The 5,092-nt window shown below is 44.5% G+C and carries 7 protein-coding genes; 1 reads left to right on the top strand and 6 read right to left on the bottom strand.

Going from position 1 to position 5,092, the window contains the following annotated elements:
- The first annotated feature begins 113 nt into the window (after nucleotides 1–113).
- Nucleotides 114–260 carry a hypothetical protein gene (locus tag F6K46_RS38020; RefSeq protein ID WP_293068125.1) on the top strand — a complete coding sequence of 49 codons (147 nt, stop codon included), beginning with the start codon at nucleotides 114–116 and terminating at the stop codon, nucleotides 258–260.
- Between the two features lie 255 nt (nucleotides 261–515).
- Here the strand turns inward: F6K46_RS38020 and F6K46_RS38015 are convergent, their stop codons facing one another.
- From F6K46_RS38015 to F6K46_RS37990, 6 genes are all read right to left on the bottom strand, one after another.
- Nucleotides 516–1,088, bottom strand: a complete 573-nt coding sequence (locus F6K46_RS38015) for a Uma2 family endonuclease (protein ID WP_293068123.1) — start codon at nucleotides 1,086–1,088, stop codon at nucleotides 516–518.
- Nucleotides 1,089–1,406: 318 nt separating this feature from the next.
- On the bottom strand, nucleotides 1,407–2,192 hold the full coding sequence (locus tag F6K46_RS38010; RefSeq protein WP_293022743.1) for a Uma2 family endonuclease: 786 nt from the start codon (nucleotides 2,190–2,192) through the stop codon (nucleotides 1,407–1,409).
- Between the two features lie 277 nt (nucleotides 2,193–2,469).
- Complete coding sequence (locus tag F6K46_RS38005) at nucleotides 2,470–2,736, bottom strand: DUF1778 domain-containing protein (RefSeq protein ID WP_287313252.1); 267 nt, start codon at nucleotides 2,734–2,736, stop codon at nucleotides 2,470–2,472.
- Nucleotides 2,737–2,876: 140 nt separating this feature from the next.
- On the bottom strand, nucleotides 2,877–3,221 hold the full coding sequence (locus F6K46_RS38000; RefSeq protein WP_070391078.1) for a type II toxin-antitoxin system RelE/ParE family toxin: 345 nt from the start codon (nucleotides 3,219–3,221) through the stop codon (nucleotides 2,877–2,879).
- Between the two features lie 8 nt (nucleotides 3,222–3,229).
- Nucleotides 3,230–3,499 carry a ribbon-helix-helix domain-containing protein gene (locus F6K46_RS37995; protein WP_293068118.1) on the bottom strand — a complete coding sequence of 90 codons (270 nt, stop codon included), beginning with the start codon at nucleotides 3,497–3,499 and terminating at the stop codon, nucleotides 3,230–3,232.
- Nucleotides 3,500–4,090: 591 nt separating this feature from the next.
- Nucleotides 4,091–4,981 (bottom strand): ShlB/FhaC/HecB family hemolysin secretion/activation protein, encoded by an 891-nt coding sequence (locus tag F6K46_RS37990; RefSeq protein ID WP_293068115.1) that lies wholly within the window; start codon nucleotides 4,979–4,981, stop codon nucleotides 4,091–4,093.
- Nucleotides 4,982–5,092: the final 111 nt, after the last annotated feature.

The raw sequence follows: 5,092 nt of genomic DNA, 5'->3' as shown, positions 1-5,092 counted from the left end.
ATTGTTCTTCCCTATTATGGTAGCTTCGTCAGTTGTGCAACACAGCCTTGATTGTCGGAAAGTTTTATTCCACTCTTTGTTTCTTTTGTCAAGTACAATTTATACCAAGTTCAATGCGATTACCCTGTGGCAGCAGTGAAGTTGATCTTCTGCAAAATTACCCTACCCTAAGTGCCAGCGATGTTGCCAATGCTTGGGTTTATGCTGATGCTCACCCCGAAGAAATTGACCAAGCAATCCAGGATAATGATGAGGCTTGAGCGATCGCTGCTCTCTATGCTGATCAACAATTTCCTTTGAAGACAACCCAACACCTCAGAAGTTTGACCCATGATGTCCTGGAAGGCAAAAATTTACCTGATGATGTCGAAGTAACAGTTTTTCATGCCAGCTAAAGCTAAAACCTTAGTGACTAAACTTTCTGAATCGGTCTTTGCTAAAATTTGGTATAATCCTGAAGATACCGAGTATTAAAACCTATAATTTTGGTAATCTTATTCAGTTTATGTGCTGTTTTACTTAACTGGAAAAAAGCGATTGATTAGTACAACAAAATTTGGGAATAAAGGAGAAGTTAACTCATCCTGATCAAATAAGGTAGCAACTAGAGTTAATTTTCCCTTGTCTCGGCGATATACCTCTACTTGCTTACGAAAACGATCGACAATCCAATATTCTTTTACCCCTTGAATTGAATATAACTTGACTTTAACTTCGCGGTCGCGTTTTTCGTTGTCAATACCTTTAGAAATTACTTCCACCACTAATTCAGGTGCTGCCGTAAGATGTCCGGCTTCATCTTCTATTTGAGCTAATCTTTCTTGGCTTACCCACACTACATCAGGAATCACATTATCGGCATCTGAGAATATGATTCCGGGAGTAATAATAGTTTCACCATTACCTGTTGATTCTGACCAATTATTCAAATAACTAAAAATTCTGCCACAAATTTGTTGATGTCGTCGGTGAGGCGTTCGAGTCACAAATAATTCTCCGTCAATTATTTCGTAGATTGTCCCTTCAGAGTGAGGCAATAGTTCTAAATCATCGATTCTCCAACTGACTCTGTCTATGGTTTCAGTCATATCAATTATCCTGATTTAATCTGTCTTAATTTTATCAATTTTGGCAGATAGGGATCCGTGTAGGAATTGTGATAATTTTTGATGCCATATTCCCTACTCCCGTCTTGATGCAGTCGCTCATGGGGGAAACCCCCAAGACCGCGCTGCATCGCTACTCCCTACTCCCTACTCCCTGTTCCCTATTCCCTGTTCCCTTTGCTAGATAAGCTAATCCCTCATCCTGAGGAGGAAAGTGTTGCGCCACCCTTAAGTCATTCATAACCTCATTCACCGCCTTAATCACCTTCCACAGTTGACAACGTGTCGGTATGGTGGAGTTCATAGCTCGAACTGTTCTGGATCTATGCCCTTTGCTTTTAACTGCTCCAACAATGCTTGCAACGAAGCTTCTGCCTGTTCTGCTCGTTGTGATGCCTGTTGTTTTTCCAGCCTTTCAAGCTCCAAAGCTTCCTCTGCTTGCTCTAAAGCTTCCTCTGCTTGCTCTGCTCGTTGACGTTCTTGTTCTGCCTGTTGTTGAGCGAGATCTTTGAGCTCAATAATTTCCAAATACGTAGCAAAACGCTCACCATTGGGATAATACAGCACCAAGTCCGAGCCTACTAACTCAAACCTAATTCCTAAACGGGGACTCACCCAACCAAGCATCTGGGGGATTGGTTCTAACTTTTCTGCTGAACGCAACCAGCCTTTTAGTTTTGCTCTATTTGGATCATAGAGATAGTACTCTTCTACTCCATGGGTCCGGTAAAACTTGAGTTTATCGTCCTCTAATTCCTTGATGGTATTAGTTAATGAGGCAATTTCAAAGACCACCTGGGGATTAATGTTATCTTCAACCCAGGTTTTGTAGGAACGCCGATGCCCTTTCGGTCTACCCAAGACCACCATCACATCGGGGGCTTGGTTGATTTTGGGTTGTCCTTGTTCTGGATACCACAACAAATCCCCGGCAACAAACACATTGGGGTCATCTTTGAATAGGGCTTCCAGGCCATACTTAATGGTGGTAATTAGTTCAAATTGAAGGGTATTGTCCGCCAAGGGTTTGCCGTCACTTTCGGGATAGAAGATGTCATCGGTAGTGGGATGGAGCTGCTGAACCATAGGAAAAACCTTTACCAGAGCTGATAAGCCTATTTTATAGTAGTTCTCAATTGGGTCAGGTACATTTTTGATTTTAGGTAACAGCCAACAGCCAACAGGCAACAGGAAAAAAATCCTGTGCACCTCATTACTCTGAGAAACGCTATATTAACCCGAACTGACGTTATTTAGTGAGAGCATTCATTGCCAATAGACCTGTTGCAAAAGCCATTTTTAGCCCAGGAAATCTGTGGGATTCAGACCACTTTTGCAAAACGTCTAATCAGGGCATCTTCATTCAGGACTGGATGTTATTACGTGCTTTCTGCTTAATATCTGCAAAAGTGCTAGGGGAGAATTCACCCCGTTCAGCCGCTTCTATTCTCGGCTTGAGAAAGGCAGACAGTTGAGCCAGGGCTTCTTCGGAGCTTAGTTCTGGGTTGATGGGCACATCAGGCAGACAGCGTTCAAGCACATATTCCTTAATAGTTTTGCCGCTCAGGGCTGCGATCGCTTTGAGCTTCTGATGCTGTTCTGGGGTGATCTCAATCGAAAGCCTAGGCATGGGAAATCCTTATGTTGTTCAACAACAAGAAGATCTTAGCATAATAACAACATTTGTACAATAACAACTTTTGTTGCTTATCCGCGTCCCCGCGTTTCCCCTCTCCCCATTGATTATTAATAAAACATCACCTTACCTAACTAAATCCCTTCCATATCACTCATAAGACGCGATGGTATATGCATTTTATGGGCATACAGGACTTCCACCAGGATGGTTGCGTTATCTTCTAAGCGGAACAGCACCGCATGGGGAAAACCTTGCAAGCGCCATTTTCTGAATTGATAGACTTGCAGATCCTCGTATCCTTCACCGGCATCGTAGAGAGCGCAGGCATAGGGATTGTTTTTGATGAAATCCAAGGCTTGCTCTACGGCGGCGATGAATCGTTCGGCCACATCTACTCCAGCACGGTTTTTGTAATTCTGTGCATAGTCCCGCCACTGTCGCATAAACAGGGCACTTTTTTGCATGGAGAATGTCATCGTGCTATTTAACTGAGGCTATGGCGAATGGTGTCGGCATCATCCTCTGTCAGAGGGGTATAACTGTTCTCATGGAGAGACTGCCGCAATAAGCTGTTTATGGCGTATCGTTCAGCCGCAGCAGTTTTTTCCATATGTTTGCGAATGAGATCCCGAACAAATTCACTGGGGGTTTCGTATAGCCCGTTTTCTCCTGTCATCTCGGCGACAAATTGCGCTAGCGGTTCCGGCAATGTAGCGTTGATGCGTTTGGGGGGCTGATTGTTCACAGACGGCATAGCACGCTCCTTGACAGCAAGTGTTTATAAACACTGTAACATTACATCAGCTAAAGGGCAATATTTCGCATATATTGCCCTTTAGCTGTCACCAGTCACACAGTCACTGCCTACTCCCTACTCCGAAGTCCCTAATCCCTACTCCGAACGCGCCCCGCGTGGCCTACGGCCTCAGCTCCCTACTCCCATTAACAATGAAGCTCCCAGGCTTCCCTCAGGGTAATCCCGGTAAGTGTGGTTATCGACACTAAGAGTCTAACACTACTAATCTCAGCTCATCCCCCTAGTTGCCCAAGCGTATCCAGGGAGATTCACCTTTTGACTTCCATTAATGGGTACAATTGCTCTGATACTTATCTGATCTTGGTCTTGAGAAGATTACATATAGATGATTAGAGGAATGCGATTGGCCTACGGCCACCCTACGCAATCGCAAAAATAAACCCCTAATAAACATGGGTAGATTTTGGTTGAGGCAATTGCTGTAACCCGAATTTTAAAAGGGTTTTATGGGTTGTTTAGCACATTAGTATGGAGGAATTTCAGTGAAATGCGATCGCATAGACTTTTGCTCAAAACTCAGCTGCGAACCTACAGCTGATAGCCCAATGAAAAGTGGAAACCATTCTCTTGTAGTGAATTTCCTCGGTTGTTGACCTTAATCAAGGGGATACCATAGTCTAGGCGCAAATCTAAACCAGAGATAATTTGCGATCGCAAACCTACTCCCAGGCTAGCAATGGTGGCGGGGTCAGGGTCAGGATCTAGATTATTCCAAGCTGTACCGATTTCAAAAAAAGGGGCTAGTTGTAGTTTGCTAGGGTCTGAGGTGAGAGGGATGCGGAGTTGTACCGAACCCAGGATACCATTATCAGCAACTAGTTGGTTTTGTCGATAGCCTTTGACTGTATCCACGCCACCGATACTGAAGCGTTCTAGGGATAGCAAAGAATCTGGGGTTAACTGAGCATTAATTTGTGTGATCAGCGTCGTTCTGGGTGACAACTGTTGTACCCATTGGAATTGTCCCAACCAGCTAAAGAATCGCCCGTCAGTCCCAGTGTTGTTGATAGTTGCATCAAAGGCACCCAACCCAAAACTAAACTGAGAGCGAGCAGCTAATATGCGACTAGGGCTACTACGGTCTATCCAATCTTGAGCAAATCGCAATACCGTTACCTTGGATTCGCCGTCTTCTGGACCAACTGAGAAAGAAAAAGGTTCCCCGAGTAAAAAGGTTTGACTGCGACGCAAGTCTAGGGCTAAACTCAGAGCAAATTCACGTTCTGAGGAGCGGAATATCGGTTGGCGAAAACTGACAGAAAAGGTGCGAGTTTCGCTTTCGATATCAAGCTCCTCGAATTCATCTTCGATAATGCCGCTGTCGCTGTTGTTGTAGCGTACACTAAGGGTGCCATTGTAGGGATTGACGGGGATAGAATAGTTGATATCGTAGAGGTCTAGCCCCTGGCTGCCTGACACAAGTGGCTCAAAGCTTGCAATGACGTTGTTTGCGAGAAAAGGGGCAGAGTGATAGGCAAGCGCAAGAGTCACTACACAACTAGCTCAACAGCAAGCATGTCTTACTCTACC

The organism is Moorena sp. SIO3E8 (assembly GCF_010692445.1).
GTDB lineage: Bacteria > Cyanobacteriota > Cyanobacteriia > Cyanobacteriales > Coleofasciculaceae > Moorena > Moorena bouillonii.
This window is presented reverse-complemented; position numbering and strand designations above follow the sequence as displayed.

Coding starts and splice junctions, on each gene's coding strand:
- F6K46_RS38020 (WP_293068125.1), top strand. CDS start 114: ATGCGATTACCCTGTGGCAGCAGTGAAGTTGATCTTCTGCAAAATTAC.
- F6K46_RS38015 (WP_293068123.1), bottom strand. CDS start 1,088: ATGACTGAAACCATAGACAGAGTCAGTTGGAGAATCGATGATTTAGAA.
- F6K46_RS38010 (WP_293022743.1), bottom strand. CDS start 2,192: ATGGTTCAGCAGCTCCATCCCACTACCGATGACATCTTCTATCCCGAA.
- F6K46_RS38005 (WP_287313252.1), bottom strand. CDS start 2,736: ATGCCTAGGCTTTCGATTGAGATCACCCCAGAACAGCATCAGAAGCTC.
- F6K46_RS38000 (WP_070391078.1), bottom strand. CDS start 3,221: ATGACATTCTCCATGCAAAAAAGTGCCCTGTTTATGCGACAGTGGCGG.
- F6K46_RS37995 (WP_293068118.1), bottom strand. CDS start 3,499: ATGCCGTCTGTGAACAATCAGCCCCCCAAACGCATCAACGCTACATTG.